The following is a 25,462-nucleotide window of genomic DNA, read 5'->3' on the forward strand; positions in this document are numbered from 1 at the left end:
AAGCAGCGTTGACCGGCGGAGATCGGAGCCGCTCCCTCGATGTCAGAGCCGTGAACATCGCCCGCTGACCGGCGCGGCTTCCCGCACGACTGTCCGCAACGACGCGAAAGGAACATGTCGTGAAAGTCAAAGCAGCAGTGAGCCTAGCTGTGCACCATCCGTTCGAGATCATGGAACTGAATCTGGACGGGCCTGGCGTGGGTGAGGTCCTGATCAAGAACGTGGCCGCCGGGCTGTGCCATTCGGACCTGCACCTCACCGATGGGGACATGCCGCCTCGTTACCCGATCGTCGGCGGGCACGAGGGCTCCGGAATCGTGGAGGAGGTGGGGCCGGGCGTCACCAAGGTCAAGCCCGGAGACCACGTCGTCTGTAGCTACATCCCGAACTGCGGAGTGTGTCGCTACTGCGCCTCCGGACGCTCGAACCTGTGCGACCAGGGTGCGTCGATCCTCGAAGGCCGGTTCCCGGACGGGTCGTTCAAGTTCCACAAGGACGGCCTTGACTACGGAAGCCTGTGTCTGCTCGGCAGTTTCGCGGAACGGTCCACGGTGTCCCAGCATTCGGTGGTCAAGGTCGACGACTGGATCCCGCTCGAGACCGCTGTCCTGGTGGGCTGCGGCGTACCGGCGGGCTGGGGGGCCGCGGTCTACAACAACGGCCTTCGCCCTGGGGACACCGCGGTGATCTTCGGGATCGGAGGTCTGGGCATCAACGCGGTCCAGGGCGCGGTGATGGCCGGGGCACGGTATATCGTCGCGATCGACCCGCTGCAGTTCAAACGAGATACAGCGCTCAAGTTCGGAGCAACGCACGCCTTCGCCACCGCCGAGGAGGCACACGAGGCGGTCTGCGAGCTGACGTGGGGCCAGATGGCTGACGGCGCGTTGATCTTCGTGGGTACCCCGGACGAAAAGGTCATCTCCGAGGCTTTTGCGATCATCGGGAAGGGTGGCACGGTGAGCCTGGCCAGCCTGGCCGATCCGGCCAAGCTTACCGTGCACATCTCGGGCATGGAGCTGACCCTGATGGAGAAGACGATCAAGGGTTCGCTGTTCGGCTCATCGAATCCGCAGTACGACATCGTGCGGCTGCTGCGCCTCTACGACGAGGGCAAGCTGAAGCTCGATGAGCTGATAACCCAGCGGTACAGCCTTGAGGAAGTGAACCAGGGCTACGACGACCTCCGGGCCGGCAAGAACATCCGCGGCGTCATCATCCACGATTCCTGACCGGAGCGGGACGGTCGCGGTGACGCTCGCCGGGGCCGTCCCGACGATGTTCAGGCGTTTTTGACGCTGGCGATGGGAGGAAAGCGGGAGGATTGTGTTGACCTGGACGGCGGTATGTTGCATAGAACAGTAGTGAGCTGTAGCGTTTTTTGTGCTGCGGTTTCTCGGTTTCCGCAAAGTGACTGTCGCTTGTGGACGAACATGGGAGTCAAGGGGTCAAACGGCCCTGACGCGGTTTGCGTGGCTGGATGAGGTAAGGCTCGGCGCCGGGTTCAGGAGGTGAAATCGGATCGGACCTGTTGTTGGAGGCGTTCGGCTCGGTGTATCGGTTCGATCGGTATCTTCAGCCTTGGGTCGAGTTTTTAATGGTGTCGTGCTGTCTTGTCGTGGTGTTCGGCGATGGGTGGGGGTTCTCCGGTGAGGGTGGCGAGTGCGGTGGCGTTTCCTGGATGCTGGGCGCGGTTGAAGGTGGTGGCGCGTCCGGCGTCGGTGTGTCCGGCGTAGGCGCGGGCGATGGCCGTCAGGACGTCGCCGGTGCGGTCGAGTAGGAGCAGCGGCATCACGACGGTGGTGATGCCTTTGCCCAGCAGGGGGAACCCGTAGAAGCCGAGGTACACCCCGGCGCTGCGACGCACCCCGGCGCGCGGGGTCATCGCCGGCGCCCGGCCGGCGCCGTGAGCCGCTTGGTGGAGCGGCGGAACGCCCAGACGACCACCAGCAGGGCCAGCGCCGTCAGCGGAGTACCCATCGCGATCTTCGCGAACGCCAGCCAGCCCGTGGCGTCGGCGAGATCTGCTGGCACAGGAACGAGAACGGCATCATCAGCGCCGCCAAGGCCCCGGCGCACTCCCCAGCCAGGATCGGCCAGCGTTGTTACACGAGCCGGGACTCGGCCTTTCGTGGGAATGATCTCCATTCGTTCGCGCCCCCGTACGCGAAGTCCCTAGGGTGCGCCCTGCCCTGGAGACGACCGAGGACGGAGCTGCCCTGGTGGAGGGATTTCGCGTCGACCTGACCGCCTTGACCCACGCATCGGAAGGTGTGCGCGACACGATCGACTCGATGAACCGGCGTAGGGTCCGCGACATCGACTGCCCGGCGGATGCCTTCGGCCACGACCGGCTGGCCGCGACCGTTGCTGACTTCTGCGAGCACTGGGACCAGGGCGTTAGCGACCTGACCGAGGACGTCAAGGAGATCTCCGCACGGCTGGCTCAATGCGTCCAGGTCTACCGGCATACAGACGAAGCCGCCCAAGTGCACTTCGAGGGCATCGTGCTGCGTGCTAGCGGCGGCGACCCTGCGGCGCAGTGATGGCAGCGGAACTCGGAACCATCACCGACCCCAAGTCCCTCGTCCAGGGCAACGCCGACGCTGTCCGTACGACTGCGGCCGCCATGCGGGACTACGGTGACGCACTGCACGAAGCAGGCGAAGGACTTAAGCGCATCGACATCGAAGGCTGGAGCGGCCAGGCGGCCGAGCAGTTCCGCTCCGCGTTCGACGGCGAACCGATCAAGTGGCTGGAAGCCGGGGACTGCTTTCAGTACGCAGGTGGGGCGCTGGAGCAGTACAGCGAGTCGTTGACCTGGGCACAGGGACGAGCCGCCGAAGCAATCCGGTTGTGGAACGAGGGCGAAGCCGCGACCCAGCAGGCCAAGGCCGAGCACGCGCGAGCAGCGGAACAAGTGAACTCCCTTGGCGCTGCGGGTGTCGGCGTGGGCGGAAGCATGGTGGTGGCCTCGCTGGGTGGTCTCGGCGCTGAAGCCGCGGGCGACGACAGGGTCGAGGTGATCGACACCGATGACGCCGAACCCGCTCCAGCGCCAGCGCTGCCATGGGAAGACCCGGCGGTCCAGGAGAAGATCCCGGAGGAGTGGGGCGACGGTAAGCCGAACAATTCCGGGGTTGGTCACCGCTGGCTTGACCCGATAGTCACCCGTCCAATGCTGGTGTGCGGATCGACCAGGGCAACCCCAACAACTCTCAGCCGACCCAGCAAGTTGATCACGTCATCGTCCGGGACAATGGGAAGGTGATCGGGCGCGACGGAAACCCGATCGAGGGATCGATCAAGGACAACCCTGAGCAAGCTCACATACCGCTACGTGAATGGAAGCAGTGGAAGTCGTGGAATCACCCGTAGAACCGGTCCGCTACCCCAGTATGCGCGCTGAGATCGTGCTCGCGGTGAAGGCGCTGTCCGATCCGGATTACCAGCAGCGTGTTTGGATCCGGCGGCAGTATCCCCACGAGAATTTCTACGACGATTTCACCCAGAACGCGCACATCCTCTTCGATGACACATGCGTCCTGCCCGACCCGGAAACAGGGGTCGGCGACGTTCTTTACCCGGACGAAGTCGGCGTGCTTCGAGCGCTCGGCGAAGTGCTCGATCCCCTGATCAACGAGCTGGGCAACGTCAGTGACGAGCGCTACCTTCAGCACCCGCAGTGGGCGGAGGTCCTCCGCCGGTCCGAGAGGGCATACCGGGTGCTCAGCCAGAACGACAGCGCGAGTAGGTAAGGCGTCAGGGCAGCTCAGCGCGCTCGACCCGAGCCCGAGCCATTCCGGTAGCCCCCTCGAAACGGGGCTCCGTCGACGTGGCGGGTGATGATGTGTCGATCGCGGAGGGGCGACGTCGTCCAAATAGATCGTTTCTGGAAGGTGGCAGCCCAGTGCCGCCCCACAGAACATTTATGGCGAAGCGCGCATCCCGTTACCGGCGCGCGGGTGAGGCCATGCCGACCGCTCCGCCACGACGGATGCTCGGCTGCGGGTTGTGGGGGAGCGGCGGCGGGTGGTGATGTTAGGGCGCGGTACTAGGCGAGCACGTCGTGGCCGTCTGCTGAGGTGATCGGTGTGTGGTGTCCGGGTGGTTGGTCAGCCGTGGCGACGCGGTTTTTTCCCTTTTTTGCCTGCTGTAGCAATGCGATGTCCGCGGTCTCCTGCAGGGATTTCAGTGTGGTTCCGTGCAGTGGTGCGGTGGCGAGTCCGATGGACACTGTTGCGCTGGGCTTGTCTTTCCCGATCATGATCGGCTTGCCGCCTGCGGGTGTGGTGACTTGGATTGCCCGTTGTTCGATCGAGGTGCGGATGCGTTCGGCGATGACAAGTGCGGTTTGGCGAGGCGTTCTGGGAAGGAGGGCAAGGAACTCGTCGCCGCCCCATCGGCACAGCAGATCACCTTGCCGGGTTTCGGCTCGCAGCACGTGCGCGATGTTTTGAGGATTTCGTCGGCTCCGAGGTGCCCGATGGTGTCGTTCCACTGCTTGAGGTTGTCGAGGTCGATGAGCAGGAGGGACGTGTGTTGGTGGTGGTCGTGGTCGGTAGCCAGCGCGAGCTGTGCCAGTGGCTCGAATGCCGCCCGGACTGGGAGCCCGGTCAGAGGGTCGTGTAGGGCGTTGCGCCGAACGTCCTCGTGGTCTCGCTTTGCCTTCTCGAGGTGGTGTTTGCAGCGGGTGGCCGCGATCGCCAGTGGCAGGACCGGGATGAGCAACAGCGCGGAGTGTGCTTGCAGCACGGCTGTGCATGCTGCGGCCAGCAGTGCGGTGAGCTCGAGTGCGTTGTCGTCGCGGTCGCCGAACAGCCGTGCCGGCCTCCACGTGCGTTCGGAGAGTGCGATGGCGCCCGCGACGAGTGCTGCCTGGGTCAGGAAGTAGGCCGCTACGCATGCGGTCAGACCGAGGGAAACCGTTGTGATACCGGCGGGTGTGGTCGGCCAGGGTGTGTGACCGGTGAGTACCGGGTGAAGGCCCGTGTACTGGGCGAGGGCGTGTGCGGCGAGCATGGAGAGGACGATGCCGCTGGTGCTGAACAGGTATCGGTGTGGTGGTTTGCGTGCGATGAGCCACCGTTGTGTTCGGACCGCGGCGCAGACCGCGAGTGCTAGGAGCGGGGGAAGCAGTATTGCGGCGGTGAACAGCCAGACGCTGGTGAGGTCAATGTGCGCGACACCGCGGTCTCGACTGGCACCGCGCCTGCGTTCTTCGGGCTCGCGGGTCAGCGCGGCGTGGGCGCAGGCGCAGCAGATGAGCACCACGAAGCAGTGGAGATCGGCTGGGTCGTAGTGCTCGGTGAGAACGGCTCTGGCGGCGAAAGTCACGGCGAGCAGGTGCCCCAGCAGCACCCATACCCGTGCCAGGGCGGGCAGCGCCGTCCATCCTCTCGGTCTAGGTCGTGGCTGCGGGATCTGCCCTGGTAAAGGCCAGTTTCGGTGAGATCGTGCGCGGGGGATACTGGGGGCGCCTGGACCGTCGTCCCCGACAGGCGGGCGGGTTGCTTCCGCGCTGGCTGCGGGGCGTGCTGCTAGCGGAGGTGAGTGTCGTGATCGACCGGGACTGGTAACCATCGCTGTGCTGCGCCTTTCGGTGTGAAGCCTCCCCGGCACGGGAGGTGTTGTGCGTGGCAACGCAGACAGTTTCGGTGGGCAGCGCCTCCGCCATCCCCATGTCCGGGGGCGCTGTCCCCGAGCCCTCGACTGTGCGAGTCCCTTGGGGTCAGTGATCGCGGTTGGTGGCGGCGTCGGCCAGCTTCGTCAGTTGAGTGTTGGCCGGCTCGGGTAGTCCGGATTCGTGGAGGGTGGCGATCGCGGTGGTGGTCAGTTCCGTGATCTGCCGCTCGACGGCGTCCAGGGCACCGAGACGGTTCAGCGTCTCGCGGGCTTGATCGACGTGCGTATCGTCGAGTTCGGGGTTGCCCAACAGGTGCTGCAGTAGGTCGATGGCCTCATGATCGTGTTGGTCGCGGGTTCGGGAGAAGGCGTCGGCGATGAGTAGGGTTCGTTTGCCTTCCCGCAGGTCTTCGCCTGCGGGTTTGCCGGTGATGGCAGGGTCGCCGAAGACACCGAGCACGTCGTCGCGGAGCTGGAATGCGATGCCGATCCTGGAGCCGAAGCGGCGCAGGATTTCCAGTGTCCACTGGTCTGCGCCGGCGATTTCGGCTCCGATCTCCAGTGGGCGCTGCACCGTGTAGGAGGCTGATTTGAGTTCGGCGATTCGCACTGCGGTGGGGGAGGTGTGGTCGCCGCGTGCGGGGGAGAGGATGTCCAGGTACTGGCCGGCAAGGACTTCGGTGCGCATGGCTTGCCATGGCCGAAGCGCGCGTGCGACGGCGTGTGGATCCAGACCTGAACTGTGCAGCATGTCGTCGGCCCACACTAGGGCGAGGTCACCGAGTAAGGTCGCTGCGCTTGTTCCGAATTGGACGGCGTTGCCGTTCCACGTTCTGTTGTGGTGCAGTGTGGTGAAGGTGTGGTGGATCGTCGGGTGGCCGCGGCGGGTGTCGGTGTTGTCGATGATGTCGTCGTGCACCAGCATCGCGGCGTGCAGGAGTTCCAGTGCGCTCGCGGCGCGTAATGCGGCCCCTGCCTGGGCTGTGTTGTCGGGTCCGCCCGCTGCGCGCCAGCCCCACCACGCGAAGGTAGGGCGCAGGCGTTTGCCGCCGTTGAGTACGAACTGGACGAGGTGCTCGACGGCTGTCGCGAATGCCGGGTCGAGAGAGCGTGTTTCGGCGCGGTGGAATACCAGGTAGTCGGTTAGGTTCTGCTGTATCCGGTCCAGGAGACCGGTTTCTGTGGAGATGTGCACGCGGACACTGTTGATCGCGTGAGTCCTGATCGGGTATCCGGGGAATTCCGGGACTACGGTCCGTAGATCAGCAAGGACGGTGCGTGCTTGCTCTAGGTTTCGTGATCGAGGGTGTCGGCCATGTTGCGGGTTACCCACGTGGCGATCTCGGTTCTGTTCCGTACGTCGAGCCGGGAGCGCAGGGCAAGGATGTGACTTTCTACGGTCCGGGGGCTGATCACCAGCTCGTCGGCGATTTCTTTGTCTGTCAGTCCTTTCGCGATCAGGAGCGCGATCTCCCGCTGCCGGGGCGTGAGTGCGCCGTCAGCGGGGTTTGGGGGCGTTGAGTGGTTACCCAGCGCGTGCTCCAGCGCTGTGTGTTTGTCGGGCGCCTGGAATGCATGGTGGTAGGCGTGTTCGTAGGAGCCGGTGCCCAGTTGCGTGCGCAGCTGTGTGAGTGCGGCTTTGCGTGCGTCTGCGAATGGCCCCAGTCCAGCGAAGTACACGTGGGTCAGTTGCTGCAGGCGGTCGGCGGCGCCCAGACAAGCACCTGCCTTGTCGGGGTCTCCGGCCGTGGCCCATGCCCAGGCCAGGGCCTCGCTGAGCCACAGGATGCCCCACGAGTCCTGTATCTGCGATTGTTTGCGTAGCGCGCGTTGCAGATGAGTGGTGGCCTGGGCTGGGTCGTGGTCGAACCATAGCGCGAGCAGTCCCTGAAGCCACCATGCGAACGAGAGTGCCCACTCAGCGCCGTGGGCTTCGGCGTGGGCCGAGCATTGTCCGACCGCGTCGCGGGCGAGCACCATGTCTCCGAGGAACAACGCCGAGAGGGCACGAAGCATCAGGCATTGCTGGAGCAGGCCGGCGTCGTTTGTTGTTCGGGCATTGTCGACGGCTTGGGTGAGAGCGTCGAGTGCGCGTGGCGACTGATCAGTCAGCAGTGCTGACAACCCGTCGGCGTAGCTGAGCGCATAGGCTTGGGCTTCTGGTGTGTTGACCTCCTGCGCCAGTTCGAGGACCTCGGCGACGAGGCGTTTCGCTTGTGTTTGCTGGCCTTGGCAGTTGGCGATCAGGGCGAGCAGGGAAACGGCCTTGACGCGCAGCGGGGTGGCCTGCGTGCTGGTCACCGCGAGCATGCGTTTCAGCCACCGTCTGCCCTCATCCATCAGTCCGAGGAACAGCACTGACCTGCTGGCGTTGAGTGACACCGCGATCCTCAGGCCGGTCTCGGGCTCTGTGTGCTCGGCGGAGGTCATCGCCTGGCGGAAGTTGTCCCAGTCCGGGTAGATCCTCTGGAGCGTCCCGACTTCGTTGGGCCCGCACCACGTCAGGGCGGTCTCTTCCGCGAGGGCCGCGTAGTAGGCGCGGTGGCGGCGCCGGAGTTCGTTTTCCTCGTCAAGTTCGCGTAGCCGGTCACATCCGAATGAGCGCAGCGTCTCCAGCATCCGGTAGCGACCCGCGGCTTGATCGATTTCGACGATGCTTTTGTCGATCAGATCAGCGAGCATGACTTCGGGGCGGCGCACGTGTTCGTCGGCGCAGACGGCTTCCACCGCCGCGAGCGTGTAGCCGCCGGCGAACACCGACAGCCTGGCCCACAGCCGCTGATGCGCCGCGGTGAGCAGGTCCCATGACCACTGCACGACTGTGTGCAGGGTGCCGTGATGTTGCTGCTGTCCCGGGTCGCCTCTGGTGAGCAGGTGGAAGCGGACGTTGAGGCGGGACACCATTTGGGTTAGGCCCAGGGAGGGCAGGCGGCGGGCTGCCAGTTCGATGGCCAACGGCACTTGGTCGAGCCGTTCGCACAACTCGAGGGCTGTCGGGTGGTCACTCGGGCCGAGCGTGAGGCCCGCGGCCGCGGCCCGGTCAATCAGCAATTCCACGGCGGTGCTGAGGTCGAGTTTCGGTACCGCGAGGACGTGTTCGCCGTCGGTGTGCAGAGGCTCGCGGCTGGTCGTCAGGATGTGCAGGCCGGGGCACGAGCGCAGCAGGTGACCGATGAGCGTGGCGATGGGTTCGATCAGGTGCTCGCAGTTGTCCAGGACCAGCAGCAGGTTCTTGTCCTGCAGATGTGCGACCAGGGCGTCCTCTTTGGACCGGGCTGATTGGTCGTGTATGTCGAGTGCGACCAGCATGGTCTGAGCCAGCAGTTCGTCCCGGGAGAGGGCAGCCAGCGCTACGCCCCAGACGCCGTCGCCGAATCGCTGGGACTTGTGGATGGCCGAGGCGATCCGTGCGGCTACCCGGGTCTTGCCGACGCCGCCCGTGCCGACCAGCGAAACCAGACGTGTGCCCGCTGCCAGCATGCGCGCGCCACGGTCCACGAGATCGCGGCGTCCCAGGAAGCTGGTCAACTCCGGCGTGTCGTTCAGTGCCCCCGACTGCACACGCTCACCCCCTGTCCAGGTTGGTCTACACATTAACCCTCGGTCGGGCGGGTACCCGGGCTATCACGGAGGCCGGGACCGTCCGTCTGACGGAGTATGCGTGTCCCTGCGGCAGGGGGCCGGGAAATTACCCAGTAACCGCGGATTCGGGAGACTCCGGGAAATTACGGTGCCTCCCACTTGAATTAGTGGTTCGCGGTCCGAGGTGGCGATTTCGCGCATTGCTGGATTCCTCACGGCCTCGAGGTCACGACAGAGCAAAAAAGCTACCTTTCGCTTTCAACTACCGCACAGAAAGTAACTAGAACAGGGTTGAAACTACACCATTCGAGTGATGATTGCGGCGAGCTGCACACGCCCTGTGGCGTTTACCGTGAGCAACGGTATAGGCCTGAGGCGCGCCTCGGCACGAGGCATCCCTTCGCGAAAAGTAGCCGCTAGGGGGTCAAAAACGGTGGCCATCGGGTTCTGCTACGTAGAGTGACAACGGGATCCGATACGGAGTGTCACAATGTCGCGCGACGGAATGGTGACACAACGTGAGCATCTGGGCTAGCGCTGCTTCACGCGGCGTGGTCACAGACAACTCGGCCATTTCGAAGTGCTCTAACCGGGGCTGGTGCCCACGGTCGCTGTTTCGTCTGCCGTCGCCGTTCGGCGGGCGCTGAGCGGATTTTCCTAAGAAGCTCGCTTCAGGCAGGCGACCGGGTAGCCGGATAACCGGGAATTGTCGGTAGTGGATTATCACGGCTTGGGGAAAAACATGGCTTTACGTTCAGGATTTCGCTACCCGATCGCGTTCGCGCAAGCGTTCCCCATGGGAGCGCGAGTTGTCTCCGGCGCGACACCAGCCGAGGGCAAGCCCGACGATGAAGCCGGACCGCGGCAGCGCATCGACGCCGAGACCGGCCTGCCCGTCTGGCTGATCACCGTCGCCGACCTGGCCTCGGTCCGGCTGACGCAGACGGCGGTGACTGTGGAGATCCTCGCCGAGAACAAGCCCGTTCTGCCGCAACGGCCCGAGATCGAGTTCGTCGGCTTGACCGTGGAACCTGTTCGCGGCGGGACCGAGAAAGAGCCGTGGACGACGTTCACCTACCGGGCGCTGGAGGTCGTCGCCGCTCCGAGACGCATGGAGGACACGCGGCCCTTGCCGATGGCGCTGTGGCTGGGAGAACCCGATGAGCCCCAGCGCGCTGGTTCCCCGCAGCGTTCCGTTGGAGGGACGTCGTGACCCGCAACGATCTGCGAGCCGAGATCGTCAACGCCAACGGCCCCGGACAGTCGGTGCTGGATCTGTTGCCTCGGCAGTGGACGCACGCCCCCTGCGACGACGGAGGCTGGTGGCTGCTCGGCGGCGATTTGGCCGGTGACCCCGACGTCATGGTGAAGGTGGAGCACGCCCACCCAGCCGCCGGCCGGGGCGACCTCGCCGAAGCCGTCGCCCTGCTGTTCGGCCGGCTGGTCACGCGTGAACTGGGCGGTCGAGTCGTGAGTACCGACCTGACAGCAGAGGAGGTCGCGGAGCTGAGTTCGCAACTGCGGTGGCTGCGCACGATGATGTGGTCCGGGCGATGAGCGGCGTGCGGTGGACAGCGATCGAACGGGGCACTACGCCCAGACGCATCGCGCGGGGCTGGGCCGAGTTGGCCCTGACGTTGTGGGGTGATACTCGCCCGCCGGACTGGCACACCCGCGCGGCGTGCCGCGGCCGAGCACCACTGTGGTGGGACGGCGCCGACGACAACGCCGGGACCGCGCAGCGCATCTGCCACACATGCCCGGTATGGCGCGAATGCCGTTCCGACGCCGAGTGGTACGAGACCGCAGCGCAGGACACGGCTGTCATCATCGGCATTACCGGCGGTGACACCGCAAGTCAGCGCGCCCGTCGATACGCAGCACACCGGTACGGGATCAGATCCGGATGACACTCAGAGCCTGGTGCCAGGAGGGCGGGATGCCTGCCTCAGGCACCAGGCTCCACCGGCCCCGTGACCAGATTGATTCCGGATATGCCAACTTGCGTGGGCACCCCGATCGCCCGCCGGCGCGGCGGGTACAAGCGAAAGGAACGACAGTTGTGGCCAGTATGAAAGGCCGCCCCGAGCCATGGCTGACCTTCGGAGCCGAGCTGCAACGGCGGCGCGAAGACAGCGGGCTCTCGCTTCGAGACCTGGCCAAGAGGGTCAACTACTCGTTCGGATACCTCGGGAAACTCGAGCGAGGTCAGAGCACTCCCACGCTAGATGTCGCCCGGCGTCTCGATGCCGAACTGGGCATGAGTGAACAGCAGCCGAGGCTGGTGGAACTGGCGATCGAGGCGACAGACGGAGTGACCGGCCTTCGTCTGGCCCGACCGGCTCAACTCCCGCCTGGGGTAGCGGATTTCATCGGTCGGACCCAGGAGTGGCAACACCTGGACGCGATCATGGACGGCAACAGCTCGGGTTCGGTGCGCATGTGCCTGGTGGAAGGGCTGCCCGGAGTCGGCAAGACCGCGCTCGTGGTGCGCTGGGCACACACGATCGCACACCGATTTCCGGACGGGCAGGTGTTCGTCGACCTCCGCGGCTGGGGCCGCGACGACCAGCGCCGCCAGCCCGGTGAGGTGCTCGAGGAGATCCTGCGCGCTCTCGGCGTCCCCTCCGAGGTCATCAGTCCCGATCTTGACAAACGCACCAAGCTGTACCGGAGTGTGCTGGCCGGCAAAGGGATCCTCGTCGTGTGGACAACGCCGCCAGCGCCGACCAGATCCTCCCACTGGTACCCGGGTCCCCCGGTTGCATGGTCGTGGTCACCAGCCGAGTCCGGTTAGATGGCGTCGCCCGGAGCGCCGGAGCGCCCCGGGTTCTCATCGAGCCCATGTCTCCCGACGACGCGCTCACACTGTTGTCCGCAGTCGCTGGCAGGAATTGGGTCCGCGAGCAAAGGGAAGCAGCGGCGGCGGTCGCCGACCGGTGCAGTCGGGTGCCCTTGGCCCTGCGCGCGATCGGCGACCGCGTTGCCGCGCATCCGCAGCACAGCATGGTCGAGCTCGCTGGCGAACTGGCGACGGATGAGGGCCTGCTCGACACGCTGGAATGGCACGACCCGAGCGTGCCCGGCGTCCGAGAAACGATCTCCTGGTCCGACAAACTCCTGCCAAGCCAGCCCCGCCAGGCGTTGCGCATGCTGGGCCCTTACCGCGCAGAGATCGACATGCGAGCCGCCGCGGCCGTGATGCGCTGGCCGCTGCCGCACACCCGGCGGGTGCTGGAACGACTGCTCAACGAGCACCTGCTCACCGAAACGACCCACCAGCGCTACCGGATGACCGACCTCGTGCGGGCCTACGCGACCGAGCGCGCCCTCCAGGATCTGCCACAACACGAGCGCGACAGGGCAATGCAGCGATGGCTGGACTGGTACCTGCATTCAGCCGCCGCAGCCTCCAGAATGCTCGCACCTCATCGTGACCTCCCCGCCTTGGATGCATGCGCGCCCGAGGTCGACGCGCTCGTGGTCGCGCCGCAGGACTACCACGCTGCCCTGGGGTGGTGCGCTCGCGAACTGCCGCACCTTGGCCACGCCATCGACCGCGCGCACGCCCTCGGCCACCACAGCACCGCGTGGAAACTCGCCGTGGTCTACGGCACGTACCTTGAGCTGCGCCGACCATGGCAGACGTGGATCTCCGTGTACTCCACGGCAACCGAAATCGCCCGTGTCTCCCAGGATCGCGCCGGAGAGAGCTGGTGCCTGCACCACCTCGGCAGCGCATGGGCCCACCTGCGCAACTACGACGCCGCCCTGCCCGCGCTCGCCGAGGCGATACGACTTCGCGCGGAAATCGAGGACCAGCAGGGCCTCGCGTGGTCGCGGTGCGTCCTGGGAGCGATGTTCCTGGACATGGGGCGATATTCGGACGGGCACGAACAGTTCGAGCAAGCCTGGCAGACATTTACACAGGTCGCCCCTGCCTACGGGACGGCGAGCGCGCTCGCCGGGCTAGGCACCGCACAGCAGCGACTCGGCAACGCCGAGCAGGCTCGCGGCCGGTTGACCGACGCGTTACGGCTATTCGACGACGCAGGCGCTCGCGACGGTGCGGCGCTCGCGCTCCTACACCTGGGCGAGACATTCCACGCCCTGAGGCAACCGCAGCGGGCCTTGGACTATGTCGAACGAGGGATACGCATCCGGCGAGAGCTGGACGACCGCAGCGGGATCGCTGAATGCCTGCATGTGCGGGCGCAGATCCTGCATACCTCTGGGGACCTCGACGCAGCACGCGCGGCATGGACGGAAGCGCTGTCCCTTTTCGACAGCCTCGCGGACCCACGGGCCTCGGATGTGCGCAGCCGACTCGCCACCGTCGAAACCACTGTGCAGGGGTACTGAAGCCTAATGTATCAGCACGAAGCGCACAAAGAAGACCAAAGTGGACGCCCGGAACCTGTTCACCACAAACGCAGTCCACCTACGACATCGTGGCCACGTGGCCCGTCCGTATTTCCCGCTACGGCAATTTCTTCTACACAAACACTCCTCACGATGGGCTCAAGGCCGCCGCAACATCACCCACGGCTGCATCACTCTCCACGTCCGACGTTTCGACGGCGGGTGAAAATTCGTTCTGTCTCACTTTTCGTGAAGCGGTCATCGTCCCTGCTGCGGTTCGGATGTGACGTCTCGTGATGTTCCTCGGTGATCGCCGCAAACCAGGAGCCGTCGCTGATCGACCGCCCGACGTGGCTCACTTATGAGCCGGGCGTTCCACTTCCATCAGATCCAGGCATGTCGCCAGCGCACGATGCTCTACCGGGTCGTCGGGAGACTGCGGCCGGTTTGCGGCTCTCCAGTCCAGTAAGAGGCTGTTGGGTATGTGAGTGATTACGCTGCGAGATGGGTCTCCACGCTCAGTCTACGGGCGACTTGGCGTTCGGTGGCGTTGGACCACTGGACGGCTTGGCCGGCAGCCGGCCGGCCTTGAGGCGGATTATCGCGAGTTTGATCACGGTTTCGGAGTTGGCGGTCAGGAGACGCCGACTGCGAACGAGCCACCCAAAAGTTCGTTCGACCACCCGCCTGCGCGGTAGCACCTGGAACCGCTTGACATCGTCGCTGCGTTTGACGATTTCCAGTAACAGTCCGAGTTTTTCCTTCGCCCAGGCCAGCAGACCATTGACGATGGAGTTGGCGTATCCACCATCGGCCCAGACCAGCGCGATCGCGGGAAACCGCGCGGCCAGGCGTTGCAGGATCTCCCGCCCGCCAACCCTGTCCGCCGAGGGTGTCCACGATGAGGTGCCGTTTGCGGCCTGTCGTTTTCTTGCTCATATCGAACCCACGCGCTTCGCCGCCCTCACTGCTTCTGATGGACTGGGCGTCGAGCACCGCCGCCGTCGGGTTCGCCCGGCGCCCGGCCTGGATACGGACCTGATCGCGCAGCGCGTCGTGAACACGGTCGATGGTGGCCATCTGTGGTCCAGGTCCGAAACCAGCGGTAGGTGGCGTCCCAGGGCAGCAGAGCGCGGGGAATCATCCGTCACTGACAGCCCGAGCGCAGCACGAACAAGATCGCGTCCAGCACCAGACGATCACTGTATTTCCTTGCGGCACCGCCCTTTCGGCGGTCTCGTACCGGCGTCAACGGTTCCAGGACAGGCTTTTCGCCAGGGTGTCGGCCGAAAGAACTGCTGCACGATTTCGAACGATCCGGGTCGAACATATGAGCTTGTCGCATGCATTGTGTGCTGTTTGACTTCTTGCGTTGAGAGTTCAGACGGGGCAAGGAGGCCCAAAGGTGGTCAAGATCCGGAAGGTCCATGCCTCGAAAGGGCTGGGCGGGTACTACTTCGACGACTTGCATGCGATCAAGGCGGGCGCTCGGCGCGACGGGTTCTTCTATGTCGGGGATCCGGTGGTTCCGGGGCAGCACAAGGTGCGACAGCCGGGCGAGAGCATCTCGGTGATGCTCGAGCTCGACTCCGGCGAGGTGGGGTTCGGCGACGCCGTCGCGATCCAATACTCGGGGGTGGTGGGCCGGGACCCGGTACTGATTGCGGATGAGTACCTGCCGCATATCGAGCGTTATATCGCGCCTGTCCTGGAAGGAAAGGAACTCAGCTCACTACGTACGTTGTCCAACGAGCTGGAACGGATCCGCGATGAGAGCGACCGACAGTTGCACACCGGGCTCCGGTATGGCACCAGCCAGGCCGTGCTCCACGCGCTGTCGCTGGTCCAACGTCGCACGATGGCGGAGGTCGCCGCTGACGAATACGGATCAGAAGTCAGTCAGTCTCCTATTCCGGTCCTTGCGCAGTCCGGAGACGACAGGCACGACGGTGCCGACAAGATGATCCTCAAACAGGTTCCGGCCATCACCCAGGGCCTGTTCAACAGCGTCGACAAGGTCGGAGAAAAGGGGGAAGTCCTCCTCGCATACATCGAGTGGCTACGCGATCGGATTCTGCTGCACGGCGACGAGGGGTACGAACCAACGTTCCACCTTGACGTTTACGGCATGCCCGGCCGCATCTTCGATGCTGACATGCACGCTGTCGCCGACTACGTGGTCACGCTCGCCGCAGCGGCGAAACCGTTCAAGCTTCGACTCGAAGCTCCTGTCGATGCGGGATCACGTGACGGGACGATGGAGCAGATGGCCAAGCTGAGGGCCGCTCTCCGTGATCGCGAGTGTGACACCGAGATTTGCGCGGATGACTGGTGCAATACCCTCGGTGACGTTCGAGCTTTCGCCGAGGCTGGTGCGGCCGACATGATCCAGGTGAAGACCCCTGACCTGGGTTCCATCACAAACTCGGCTGAGGCCGTGGAAGTCTGCCGGGCCAACGGGGTCAAGGCGTTCCTCGGGGGCACCTGCAACGGCACCGATCAATCGAGCCGGATCACCGCCAACCTCGCACTGGGGATGCGTGCCGACCTCATCTACAACAAGCCGGGCATGGGGGTCGATGAAGGGCTCATGATCGTGACCAACGAGATGAGCCGCGTGCTCGCCCTCATCGGGAGGCGAGGTGAGGCGGCATGAACACCGAGGCACCCCTCCAGGGTCTGCGAATCTTGGCGGTCGAGCAGTTCGGCGCGGGACCATTCGGCAGTCTCTACTTGGCCGACCTCGGCGCTGAGGTCATCAAGATCGAAGACCCAGGTACGGGCGGAGACGTCGCACGCTATGTTCCGCCGATCCAGACCGGCACGAGCAGCCTGTACTTCGAAGCGTTCAACCGGGGAAAGCGCAGCATCACGTTGGATTTGAAGAGCAGTGGCGGCCGGGAGGTCTTCCGCGCGCTGGCGGCCACTGCCGATGCGGTTTACAGCAACCTGCGCGGCGACCAATTGGAGGCCCTGCAACTGACTTACCGGCACCTCTCCGAGGTTAATCCGCGGATTGTCTGCACAGCGCTGACCGGCTACGGCCGCGCAGGAGAGGAGGCGACGCTTCCCGCCTATGACGCTCTGATCCAGGCACAGGCGGGGTGGGCGGCGATCACCGGTGAACCGAGCGGTCCGCCAACGAAAAGCGGACTGTCTCTTGTGGACTTCATCGGCGGACTCACAGCCGTACTTGGGCTCATGGTCGCCCTGCACGACGCGCGACGCACCGCAACGGGCCGTGATGTCGACGTAGACCTCTATCGCTCGTCACTTGCCATGCTGACCTACCAGGCCGCGTGGTTCCTCTCGGCGGGAGTGCCTGCGCAGCGGCACTCCATGTCGGCACACCCGAGCATCGTCCCCTTCCAGTTTTTCGAAACAGCAGACGGGTACATCGCGGTTGCCTGCGGCAAAGAGCGGTTCTTCACCGAACTTGTTGCACGCCTCGGACTTACGGACGTCGCCGGTGACAAGCGCTTCGCCGACTTCGCCGGCCGCCGCGAGTTTCGGGAGGAGCTCCTCAACCGGCTCGCCGAGGAATTCCGCCGGAAACCCTCACAGGAGTGGGTCAGGCTGCTGCGCGGTGCCGTTCCGGTGGCACCTGTTCGCAGCATGGAGGAGGCACTGGACCGTGCCGAGGTTTCAAGTCGCGACATGCTCGCAACTTACGAATCTCCCGCACTCGGTGACGTTTCCGCGTTAGGAACACCGATCAAGCTGGGCGGGTACACCCCGGAATACACGGCTGCCCCCACGGTGGGCGAACACAACGATGACCTGCTGACCCAACTCGGATACACCGCCGCCCAAGTCGCCGATCTGCGCAAGAAAGGCGCGTTCGGCAAGCACACAAGCTGATCACCGGCGGGTTGTCTCGCGGCCAGGTGGCGTTCGGCAACGCGAGATCTCCCCAGCTGGCGCCGTCGCCTTGGGAGGTCACGATGCTGCACCAGGTATTTCGAGCCATGCATACCAGCGTGCGAAACCGCTTGATCAAGAGCCAGCCATATCAACGACGACGGAACAAGGTGAGGTCACAATGAAGTGGCATCCGAATCAAACTGACCTACCCCCGGCCTCCCGACCTATGGGGCGGAGGCGCTACCTCCCACCGCCCCTCCCCGTTCAAATGTTCCTCGGGGTGGCGCTGGGCGTCGCCCTAGGAATGCTGTTTCCAGCAGCCGGTCCAGTACTCAAAGTCGTGGGCGAGCTATTCCTCAACCTCATCGAGATGATGCTCGTGCCACTGCTGTTCCCGCTGGTGGCGCTCAGCATCGCCAACATTGGATCCCTCGGTCGGCTTGGCAGGCTTGCAGGCAAGAGCATCCTGTACTTCGAGATCGTCACCACCGTGATCTTGCTTATCGGCCTTGTTCTGGGCAACGTCACCAACGTTGGCTCGGGTGTCCCCGTCGGCCAGGTCGCGACGAAGTCTACTGAGGGCCTCTCCCACGGAATCGACTTCGAAAAGTTCCTCTTGGACGCCGTGCCCAGCAATATCTTCGCGGCGTTCAGCACGAACAACCTACTGGCAGTAATCGTCTTCGGACTCTTCTTCGGACTGGCCTTGGCCGCAGTCGGCGAGCGAGCCGCATCGGTGAAGAACACCCTTGACGCCCTGTCGGAAATCATGCTGACAGTCATCCGATACGTCATCCGGCTCTCCCCGCTGGGCGTATTCGGCTACGTCGGATATGCGGTAGCGACGTATGGCTTCTCGCTCCTGGTGTCCCTCGGGCATTTCATCGTGGTCGTCTACGCCGGCTGCCTCTTGCTGCTTGTCGTGATCTTCCCAGCCATCGCGATGATCTTCAGGGTGCAGTATTTCGGCTGCTGCGCGACGTCTCGGACCTCATGCTCATCGCCTACGCAACGAGGAGCACGGAAGCTGTCCTCGCTCCTCTGCTCAAGCGGCTGGAGCAAATCGGTGCACAACGGCAGGTTGTGTCATTCACCCTTCCGCTCGGGTACTCATTCAACGCGGACGGTTCCGCGCTCTACTCGACCATCGCACTTCTGTTCGTGGCGCACGCGTATGACGTGCCCATGTCCATCGGCCAGCAATTAGTGGCAGTCGCGATCCTCGCCCTGCTGACCAAGGGAATCGCAGGCGTCCCGTCGTCGTCGATCGTCGTCCTGCTGGCGGCGTCCCAGGCCATCGGCTTGCCCGCGAGCGGGGTTGCGGTGCTCCTCGCCGTCGACTTCATCGTCGACATGGCTCGCGCCGCGGTCAACATCGCCGGGAACTCGCTGGCGACAGTAGTGATCGCGAAGTCGGAGAATGCATTCGCTCGGCCAAAGGAAGCGGTGCCGGCATGACGGTGTCGTTCAGTTCGACACTCGACAATTGGCGCCCGCAAGCGCAGACCGACTACGACGTCGTGTCCCCAGATGCGGTCAAGGCGTTCTCAGCACTGTTGAACGTGGCACCGGTCGCAGGTCCAGGTGACACGCTGCCGCCACTGTGGCATTGGCTGTCGTTTCTGGCCTGGCCGTGTCAGGACGAACTCGGCACCGACGGCCACCCCGCCGCTGGACCTTTCCTACCGCCGATCCCGGACCGGCGGAGGATGTTCGCTGGGGGCCGCGTCCAGTACCCGGGAATTCTGCGAGTGGGTGACAAGGTTCGCCGACTTTCATCCCTTAAGGACTGCGTCGTCAAGCGCGGCCGGAGTGGAGAGCTGGTGTTCGTGACCGTGCGCAGTGAATTCCGACAAGGCGGCGAACTTCGAGTCGTCGAGGAACTCGACTATGTTTACCGGAGCGGGAAAGGCGGCGTCGCCCGGCAGAGGCCGGAGTCTCCGGCTTCATCAGGGACATGGGAAATGCCGCACAGCTTTGATGCCCTGGAGCTGTTCATGTTCAGCGCGCTTACCGCGAACACCCATCGGATTCACTACGACGCGGACTACGCGACGGCGATCGAAGGCTATCCCGACCTGGTCGTGCAGGGCCCACTGCAGGTCCTTCTCATGGCCGAGTTGGTACGGCGACACACAACCAGGCCACTGGCTTCCGTCGACTTCCGCCTGCATCAGCCGACCTTCACCGGGGACACGGTCGTGGTACGAGGCAGGCACACAGGGCCTGACGTCATCCAGGCGTCCGTAGACCGGGCCAGCGGTGGCCGCCAAGCGAGCATGAAGGTGACATTCTGATGACGTGCGAGAGCGCACGCTCCTGGCTGTTCGTCCCGGGGCACAGGCCCGATCGATTCGATAAAGCCCTCGCGAGCGAAGCCGACAAAGTGATCGTGGACCTCGAGGACGCCGTTGCGCCTCGAGTAAAGAACCGAGCCCGCGCCGAGCTAGCCGCGTGGTTGGCCGAAACTGGCGCCGATGTCGCAGTCCGGATCAACGCCCCTGATACCGAATGGTTCGACAAGGATCTCGCACTGGTTCGGCAGCACCAGTGCACGGTGATCGTTCCTAAAGCAGAGGACCCGGCTGTCCTGGAGGGTCTCGGCCTCCAGTCGATTCCACTGATCGAGACCGCGTGCGGAGTCCTACGGGCACAGGCACTTGCCCGGACGTGCGGCGTCGCACGGCTGGCGTTCGGCAGTATCGACCTGGCCACCTCGCTCGGCGTGGACCCTGATGACTTCGAGGCCCTGCGGCACGCCCGGTCGACTGTCGTCCTAGCTTCAGCGGCCGCAGGCATCGCCCCTCCCATTGATGGAGTGACTACGGCGCTACACGACAATGCCCAGCTCACCTCCGACCTCGCACGCGGGCGGCAGCTGGGATTCGCAGCCAAGCTGTGCGTCCACCCAGGTCAAGTCACAGCGGTCAATGAGGCGTTTGTCCCCGACGCGGACGAACTGGCCTGGGCAGTGGAGGTCCTCCAGCGCGACGACGGTGGCGCCGTGGTTGTCGACGGGCGGATGGTGGATAAACCGGTCGTCGACCGCGCCCGGCGGCTTGTGGCTCGAGCAAAGACCTACTCGAGATGACCTGCACAGTATGCATTGTTTCTCCACAAATAGATGAGTAATGTACACCTATGGTCGATGTAGGTGGCCTGCTCCTGCTCCACGAGCTCCAAATCCGCGGCACGTTGGCCCAAGCGGCCGATGCTCTTTACCTGAGCCATTCCGCCGCGAGCCATCGGCTTGCCGTCCTCGAACGCGAGGTCGGCGTGCCCGTCGCCGAACGGGTCGGGCGCCGACTTCAGCTGACCGAGACCGGTCATGTGCTCGCATCGTCAGTGAAACGACTGAAGCACGAGCTTGACTCAATAGATGCGCTGATCGAGCAGGCCCAGCACACGGTGGCCGGCCGCGTTCGAATCGGCCTGTTCCAGACCGCAGCATTACGCATGTTCCCGCAGCTTCTCGACGACCTCGGCACCCGCTACCCCGAGATCCGCCTCGAGAGCAGCCAAATGCTCGCCGCGTCCGCACTTGCGGCACTAGCAACCGGCGACCTCGACGTTGCGATCATGCCCTCGTACCTTCGCGAGTCGGTTGGCCTGGCACCAGGGCTGCACGTCGAAGACCTCTACACCGACAGCCTCTACCTCATGCTGCCGGTGGACCACGAGCTGGCTGACCGCGACGACCCGATCGAGATCGCCGAACTGAGCTCTGAAAAGTGGATCGCCGGGGAAACGATCAATCTTCTCATCTCGGCGTATTGCCGTGAAGCAGGGTTCGAACCGGACGTCATCCACCGCAGCAGCGACTACACCCTCATGACGACACTTGTCAGCAACGGCTACGGCATTTCGATCCTGCCGGTCAACGCCAAGCTCGCGGCATTCCTTCCCCCAGTCGCGCTCAAGCAGCTGAACCTTGCCAGCGCCCACTACACGGTCCTCGCCGTCCTCCGGGAAAGCAGCCTAAGCCGGCCGGCCGTGGCCGCAGTAATGGACGCGATGCGGCACCTCCACGCGTAGTTCTGCGCGTCATGCGCCAGGCAGGATCTGCGACTACAGCCCCGTCCCAAACTAAGGCGGAACGCCTGGTACAACCCCGACCGCCAGCCCAGCGTTGCAACAGCCTATTCCGCAAGTTCTGATATCCGAGGTTACCGGTAGCTCCCCCGTGAGTCCGGCCGGATTGAAGCGATTTCAGTTGGAACCCAAGGCCTTTCGGTCCTGAAGGTTCATAACTGCGGCGGTTCGTGGGGCCTGATTCTAGCGGCGTCGGACGGCATTACGGCTCTACCGGCTGCTCAAGTTCGTCGCTGAGCAGCCGTTCGGCCACGGTGGTGTAGCGCCGTGCGGTGTTGTGGGAGATGCCGAAGACGAGCGACAAATGCAGAGGGTCCGGGCCTGCGGTCAGCGCTTCGCGGAGGATTCGGTCGGCACGGATGCGTTCGATCGTGAATCCGTTGTCGCTCAACGATTGTTTGACCGAATTTTGGCTCACCGGCGTTGTGCGCAACGCGGATTTCGTCGTGAGTTGTACGTGCCGGCTCGGAGTGTGGGGCCATCTGTCCCGGCGGTGGTCGAGCCGTTGATCGGCGGCACATGGATACACATGCCCTTCTGGAGCGGCTGGCGGATCGCCTCCCACCAGACCGGTTGGAGGAGTACCGCACACTAAGCCTCGATCCACCGGTGGTTTTGGGTAACGGTTCGGCCGTAAGAAGGCGAGATGCCCTCCTGAGCTGGGACGATTGATCTTGCTGAAGGAACCAATCGGTCCTAGTGAGAGGGCATCTCTGGAGTGCGATCTTCTCATAGTCCGGCACGGCTGGGCGCGGTGTTTGATGATCCGAACCTGATCGCGGATGCCGGGCTGATCCCGGTGGTGCGGCTGGCGGAACGAGCCCGGCTGGGTGAGCTGGTCAGCGAGGCGGTACGTATCAGCGGGGCCGACAACAGCGGCGGGGCCAACCCGGCGGCGAAAGTGCTCACGGTGGTGGCGGCGATGGCCGCGGGCGCCGACAGTATCGATGACGTCGACCGCCTTCGGCACTCGGCGATGCCGGTCGTGTTCGACGAGATCAAGGCCCCCTCCACTGTGGGCACTTTTCTGCGGTCGTTCACTCACGGACATGGCCTGCAACTGCATCGTGTGCACCGGCAGTTCCTGGGTGAGCCGGCCACGCACGCACCGCTTTTGCCCGGAGCCGGGCAGGTGGCATTCATCGATATCGCCCCGACCCACAAACGGGTCTATGGCCGGGCCAAGCAGGGTGCGCGGATCGGCCGGTTCAAAGGTATCCGCACGCTGCATCCGCTGCTGGCCACGATCTCAACACCGACCGCGCGGCCGGTCATCGCCGCGGTGCGGCTGCGCGAGGGCAAAGCGGCCGATGTGCGTGGCGCAGCCCGGTTCGTCGCCGACTCCTTGGCCGCCGCCGACCAAACCGGGTGCCGTGGGATGCGGATCGTGCGGGCGGACTCGAAGTTCTACACCGCTGATGTGGTCGCCGCCTGCCGCCGGCGCGGGGCGTATTCCTCGCTGTCGACGGGTATGAACCCCTCGATCGCCGCCGCGATCGCCGGCATTGCCGCCGATGCCTGGCGGCAGATCCGCTATCCCCGAGCGGTCGTCGATCCCGACACCGGCGAGTTGATCTCCGAGGCCGAAGCCGAGATCCCCGCCTACACCGCGTTCGCCAGCAAGCCCAAACACCAGCAGGTCACCGCGCGCCTGATCGTGCGCCGGGTCCGCGACCTGGCCAAACCACCCATCGAAGGTGAGCAGGGCGAGTTGTTTCCCGTCTGGCGCTACCACCCGATCTTCACCGACAGCCACATCGAAACTCTCCTCGTCGAGGTACTTCTTCGCCATCTTGTCGAGGAGCTACCACCCGATCTTCACCGACAGCCACATCGAAACCCTGCAAGCCGAACAACAACACCGCGACCACGCCGTGATCGAACAGGTCATCACCGACGGCAAATCCGGCCCCCTGGCCCACCTGCCCTCCGGCAGGTTCAACGCCAACGCCGCCTGGCTGATCCTGTGGGCCATCAGCTACAACCTGCTCCGTGCTACCGGCACGTTGGCCTCGGTCTTCCACGCCAAAGCCACCACCGCCACCCTCCGCGCACAGCTGATCCACATCCCGGCCCGCATCGCCCGTTCAGCGCGGAAACTCACCCTGCACCTGCCCAAACACTGGCCCTGGCAACACGCCTGGACACAGCTGTTCACCGCCACCCACGCCCCACCAACAACAGCCTGACCCCACCCGCCCCGCCCCCCAAGGGCCCGACCGGAACCACACGTGGAAAAGCTGGGCAGACCAGCAGCCCACACACGCCCGAAAACCCAAACCGACCTCAAAGACGATCAAACCCCAAGGTCAAGATCACCAACAAACACCACCGGCGGATCGAGGCTAAGTCGCGTCGGTGAGTGGTCGATGCTGGTCGACTTGTTGTCGGCGAGCCTGGTTACCCGACAGATCCCGATCAGCCCTTCCGAACGGGATGCACTCGCCGTTCTGCTGAACCGGTTCCGCCCGGCCGCGGTTGCCGATCTTGCATACATCCGGGACCGCGAGAACACGCTCGCCTCGGAGGAATAGTCAAGACCTGTGGATCAAGATTCTTATTAGGCGGCGGTGGATGGGGCGTGGTCGTCGGGGGTTTGACGAGTTTGCCGCTTTCGAAGCGTGCTCCGGCGCGCACCAGGGCGACGAGTTCTGGTGCGTTGACCGCACGCCAACGGTCCTGGGCTGACTCGATTAGCTTGAACGCCATCGCCAGCCCCGCCGCGCGCGAGCCTGGCCCCTTGGTGACCTTGCTACGGTGCCGCACCGTCGCGAAAGTCGATTCAATGGGGTTCGTGGTGCGCAAATGCACCCAGTGCTGCGCGGGATAGTCATAGAAACCCAGCAGCTCGTCGACATCGTCGGTGATCTTGGCGACAGCCTTGGGGAACTTCGCCCCGTAGGCAGCGTCAAACGCTGTCACCGCCTCCAGGGCGTGCCGGCGCCCCTCGGCATTCCAGATCTCGGTGCCAGGGCCTTCTTCGCCCCTGGATGCGCCGATTTCGGCAATGCGGCGAGCACATTGCCGATCTTGTGGAACCAACAGCGCTGCTCGCGGGTGTCGGGGAAAACCTCGCGCAGCGCGCCCCAGAACCCCAGCGCCCCGTCCCCGACGGCGAGCACCTGGGCGCGCATCCCGCGGCGCTTGCAGTCACGCAGTAGGTCGGCCCAGGACTCGGTGGACTCGCGGTAGCCGTCGGCCAGCGCGACGAGTTCTTTACGGCCGTCGGCACGCACACCGATCATCACCAGCAGGCAGAGTTTGTGCTCTTCCAAACGGATATTCACATGAATACCGTCCACCCACAGGTACACGAAGTCCACTTCGGACAGATCACGATCTGCGAAGGCACGGTGCTCGGCCTTCCACTGCTCGGTCAACTTCGTGATCACCGCAGCGGATAAGCCCTTGCTGCTGCCAAGGAACTGCCCGAGTGCAGGCACGAAATCCCCGCTTGACAGACCGTGCAGGTACAACAGCGGCAGCACCTCGGTGATCTTCGGGGTCTTGCGCGCCCACGTCGGCAGGATCGCCGAGGAAAACCGACACCGCTCACCAGTGCCGGGATCGGTGCGCTTGTCGTTGACCCGCGGTGCGGTGACCTCGACCGCTCCAGCAGACGTCAAGACCTCGCGAGGCTGGTGGTAGCCGTTGCGGACCACCAAGCGGTGGCCACGCTCGTCGCGCTGGTCAGCGAACTGCGCGATGTAGGCGTCCACCTCGGCCTGTAACGCCTCGGCCAGCATCTGACGGGCACCCTCACGCACAATCTCATCGATCAACGACGCGGAAGCAGGGCTGCCGCCACCACGGGAATCAGGGTCAGGGACTATGCTCAGCATCGGGTCGTACCTTCCCGACCGACGCGGCAACGTCGGCCATGCTTGGAACCTTCATCCGATCACTGGGAAGGTACGCCCCTCCCCAGCCGATCCAC

The 25,462-nt window shown here is 64.5% G+C and carries 21 protein-coding genes and 5 pseudogenes; 18 read left to right on the forward strand and 8 right to left on the reverse strand.

Annotated elements, in window-relative coordinates:
* The first annotated feature begins 119 nt into the window (after positions 1-119).
* On the forward strand, positions 120-1,232 hold the full coding sequence (locus BJ970_RS24000) for an NDMA-dependent alcohol dehydrogenase (protein ID WP_184728309.1): 1,113 nt from the start codon (positions 120-122) through the stop codon (positions 1,230-1,232).
* A 362-nt stretch (positions 1,233-1,594) separates the two neighbouring features.
* Here BJ970_RS24000 and BJ970_RS24005 read toward each other — a convergent pair whose 3' ends face one another.
* Both BJ970_RS24005 and BJ970_RS40145 read right to left on the reverse strand, forming a co-directional pair.
* Entirely contained in the window at positions 1,595-1,885 is a 291-nt protein-coding gene (locus BJ970_RS24005) for a hypothetical protein (protein WP_184728310.1), read from the reverse strand.
* On the reverse strand, positions 1,882-2,148 hold the full coding sequence (locus tag BJ970_RS40145; RefSeq protein WP_281399479.1) for a DUF3159 domain-containing protein: 267 nt from the start codon (positions 2,146-2,148) through the stop codon (positions 1,882-1,884). The genes BJ970_RS24005 and BJ970_RS40145 overlap by 4 nt, the downstream gene beginning before the upstream one ends.
* 32 nt (positions 2,149-2,180) lie before the next feature.
* Between BJ970_RS40145 and BJ970_RS24015 the strand changes: the two genes are divergently transcribed.
* The 3 genes from BJ970_RS24015 to BJ970_RS24030 all read left to right on the forward strand — a co-directional run bounded on the left by BJ970_RS24015 (position 2,181) and on the right by BJ970_RS24030 (position 3,758).
* On the forward strand, positions 2,181-2,546 hold the full coding sequence (locus tag BJ970_RS24015) for a hypothetical protein (RefSeq protein WP_312864376.1): 366 nt from the start codon (positions 2,181-2,183) through the stop codon (positions 2,544-2,546).
* Positions 2,546-3,271 (forward strand): putative T7SS-secreted protein, encoded by a 726-nt coding sequence (locus tag BJ970_RS38200; RefSeq protein ID WP_376775132.1) that lies wholly within the window; start codon positions 2,546-2,548, stop codon positions 3,269-3,271. Before BJ970_RS24015 ends, BJ970_RS38200 begins: the two co-directional genes overlap by 1 nt.
* 73 nt (positions 3,272-3,344) lie before the next feature.
* Positions 3,345-3,758: an SCO4402 family protein gene (locus BJ970_RS24030; RefSeq protein ID WP_221467294.1), complete on the forward strand. Its 414-nt coding sequence runs from the start codon at positions 3,345-3,347 to the stop codon at positions 3,756-3,758.
* A 296-nt stretch (positions 3,759-4,054) separates the two neighbouring features.
* Here the strand turns inward: BJ970_RS24030 and BJ970_RS40150 are convergent.
* Positions 4,055-5,022, reverse strand: a pseudogene (locus tag BJ970_RS40150) (GGDEF domain-containing protein).
* Between the two features lie 389 nt (positions 5,023-5,411).
* On the opposite strand from BJ970_RS40150, the gene BJ970_RS24040 reads away from it, so the two are divergent.
* Positions 5,412-5,579 carry a hypothetical protein gene (locus BJ970_RS24040; protein ID WP_184728312.1) on the forward strand — a complete coding sequence of 56 codons (168 nt, stop codon included), beginning with the start codon at positions 5,412-5,414 and terminating at the stop codon, positions 5,577-5,579.
* A gap of 152 nt (positions 5,580-5,731) precedes the next feature.
* Here BJ970_RS24040 and BJ970_RS24045 read toward each other — a convergent pair whose 3' ends face one another.
* Both BJ970_RS24045 and BJ970_RS24050 read right to left on the reverse strand, forming a co-directional pair.
* Entirely contained in the window at positions 5,732-6,820 is a 1,089-nt protein-coding gene (locus tag BJ970_RS24045) for a polyprenyl synthetase family protein (protein ID WP_312864378.1), read from the reverse strand.
* Between the two features lie 92 nt (positions 6,821-6,912).
* The gene (locus BJ970_RS24050) at positions 6,913-9,186 is read right to left on the reverse strand and encodes an ATP-binding protein (RefSeq protein WP_184728313.1); all 2,274 of its coding nucleotides are present in this window, start codon (positions 9,184-9,186) and stop codon (positions 6,913-6,915) included.
* 817 nt (positions 9,187-10,003) lie between these two features.
* On the opposite strand from BJ970_RS24050, the gene BJ970_RS24055 reads away from it, so the two are divergent.
* The 5 genes from BJ970_RS24055 (at position 10,004) to BJ970_RS24075 (ending at position 13,569) form a co-directional block, all read left to right on the forward strand.
* Positions 10,004-10,420, forward strand: coding sequence for a hypothetical protein (locus BJ970_RS24055; RefSeq protein WP_184728314.1), 417 nt, complete (start codon positions 10,004-10,006; stop codon positions 10,418-10,420).
* Positions 10,417-10,764 carry a hypothetical protein gene (locus tag BJ970_RS24060; protein ID WP_184728315.1) on the forward strand — a complete coding sequence of 116 codons (348 nt, stop codon included), beginning with the start codon at positions 10,417-10,419 and terminating at the stop codon, positions 10,762-10,764. The genes BJ970_RS24055 and BJ970_RS24060 overlap by 4 nt, the downstream gene beginning before the upstream one ends.
* Positions 10,761-11,117: a WhiB family transcriptional regulator gene (locus BJ970_RS24065; protein WP_184728316.1), complete on the forward strand. Its 357-nt coding sequence runs from the start codon at positions 10,761-10,763 to the stop codon at positions 11,115-11,117. The genes BJ970_RS24060 and BJ970_RS24065 overlap by 4 nt, the downstream gene beginning before the upstream one ends.
* 161 nt (positions 11,118-11,278) lie before the next feature.
* Positions 11,279-12,004, forward strand: coding sequence for a helix-turn-helix domain-containing protein (locus BJ970_RS24070; RefSeq protein WP_246471785.1), 726 nt, complete (start codon positions 11,279-11,281; stop codon positions 12,002-12,004).
* A gap of 47 nt (positions 12,005-12,051) precedes the next feature.
* A complete protein-coding gene (locus BJ970_RS24075) occupies positions 12,052-13,569 on the forward strand; it encodes a tetratricopeptide repeat protein (RefSeq protein WP_184728318.1) in 1,518 nt (505 codons plus the stop codon).
* A 518-nt stretch (positions 13,570-14,087) separates the two neighbouring features.
* On the opposite strand, the pseudogene BJ970_RS40155 reads toward BJ970_RS24075, so the two are convergent.
* Positions 14,088-14,833 (reverse strand): annotated as a pseudogene (locus BJ970_RS40155) (IS5 family transposase); the annotation flags it as partial.
* A gap of 141 nt (positions 14,834-14,974) precedes the next feature.
* Between BJ970_RS40155 and BJ970_RS24085 the strand changes: the two are divergent.
* From BJ970_RS24085 to BJ970_RS24110, 6 genes and pseudogenes are all read left to right on the forward strand, one after another.
* On the forward strand, positions 14,975-16,225 hold the full coding sequence (locus BJ970_RS24085; RefSeq protein WP_184728319.1) for a methylaspartate ammonia-lyase: 1,251 nt from the start codon (positions 14,975-14,977) through the stop codon (positions 16,223-16,225).
* On the forward strand, positions 16,222-17,430 hold the full coding sequence (locus BJ970_RS24090) for a CaiB/BaiF CoA transferase family protein (protein ID WP_184728320.1): 1,209 nt from the start codon (positions 16,222-16,224) through the stop codon (positions 17,428-17,430). The genes BJ970_RS24085 and BJ970_RS24090 overlap by 4 nt, the downstream gene beginning before the upstream one ends.
* Positions 17,431-17,737: 307 nt before the next feature.
* A pseudogene (locus BJ970_RS24095) lies at positions 17,738-18,891 on the forward strand (dicarboxylate/amino acid:cation symporter).
* Entirely contained in the window at positions 18,888-19,730 is an 843-nt protein-coding gene (locus BJ970_RS24100) for an HTD2 family dehydratase (protein WP_184728321.1), read from the forward strand. The pseudogene BJ970_RS24095 and the gene BJ970_RS24100 overlap by 4 nt, the downstream one beginning before the upstream one ends.
* Entirely contained in the window at positions 19,730-20,524 is a 795-nt protein-coding gene (locus BJ970_RS24105) for an HpcH/HpaI aldolase/citrate lyase family protein (protein WP_184728322.1), read from the forward strand. Before BJ970_RS24100 ends, BJ970_RS24105 begins: the two co-directional genes overlap by 1 nt.
* A gap of 50 nt (positions 20,525-20,574) precedes the next feature.
* Complete coding sequence (locus BJ970_RS24110; protein ID WP_281399481.1) at positions 20,575-21,468, forward strand: LysR family transcriptional regulator; 894 nt, start codon at positions 20,575-20,577, stop codon at positions 21,466-21,468.
* Between the two features lie 259 nt (positions 21,469-21,727).
* Here the strand turns inward: BJ970_RS24110 and BJ970_RS37160 are convergent, their stop codons facing one another.
* Positions 21,728-21,916: a hypothetical protein gene (locus tag BJ970_RS37160; protein ID WP_221467295.1), complete on the reverse strand. Its 189-nt coding sequence runs from the start codon at positions 21,914-21,916 to the stop codon at positions 21,728-21,730.
* Between the two features lie 327 nt (positions 21,917-22,243).
* Between BJ970_RS37160 and BJ970_RS24120 the strand changes: the two are divergent.
* Together BJ970_RS24120 and BJ970_RS24125 are read left to right on the forward strand one after the other, a co-directional pair.
* Positions 22,244-23,714, forward strand: a pseudogene (locus tag BJ970_RS24120) (IS1380 family transposase).
* Between the two features lie 180 nt (positions 23,715-23,894).
* A complete protein-coding gene (locus tag BJ970_RS24125; RefSeq protein WP_184729426.1) occupies positions 23,895-24,059 on the forward strand; it encodes a hypothetical protein in 165 nt (54 codons plus the stop codon).
* A gap of 52 nt (positions 24,060-24,111) precedes the next feature.
* Here the strand turns inward: BJ970_RS24125 and BJ970_RS24130 are convergent.
* A pseudogene (locus BJ970_RS24130) lies at positions 24,112-25,367 on the reverse strand (IS256 family transposase); the annotation flags it as partial.
* Between the last annotated feature and the right edge of the window lie 95 nt (positions 25,368-25,462).

Origin of the sequence: Saccharopolyspora phatthalungensis, assembly GCF_014203395.1 — a bacterium.
Classification (GTDB): Bacteria; Actinomycetota; Actinomycetes; order Mycobacteriales; family Pseudonocardiaceae; genus Saccharopolyspora; species Saccharopolyspora phatthalungensis.